Annotated in this window: 1 pseudogene; it reads right to left on the reverse strand. The window is 68.0% G+C overall.

The annotated features are described in order from the left end of the window. Window positions 1–384, reverse strand: a pseudogene (locus G3I78_RS50745) (FAD-binding oxidoreductase); the annotation flags it as partial.

Consider the following 384-nt stretch of genomic DNA (forward strand, 5'->3'; position numbering starts at 1 on the left):
GCGGAGGCTCCGGACCCGGCCGAGGAGCCGGCCGCGGACGCGACCTCGTCCAAGTAGTCCTGCGCGTCTTCGGGGTCGTAGAAGTACGCGTCGAAGTCGGCCGGGTTGTCGAAGCCGTTGGCGAAACGATCCGCCACCGGCTGGAGCTCCCCGGCCGCCCCGATCAGGTTCAGCACGTGCTCCGGCGGTACGCCCAGCATCGCGTTGGTCCACTGGGTCACCGGCTTGCCCGTCGTGAACCAGAACTTGTCGAAGGTGGCCTTCATCCACGCCTCGTCGAACGGCTTGTCCCCGTGCATCAGGATCGACGACAGGTAGGAGGCCGCGCACTTGGACGCCGAGTTCGAGCCCTGGCCGGTGATCGGGTCGTTCGCGACGACCACG

The organism is Streptomyces sp. SID13726, from assembly GCF_010548375.1.
Classification (GTDB): Bacteria; Actinomycetota; Actinomycetes; order Streptomycetales; family Streptomycetaceae; genus Streptomyces.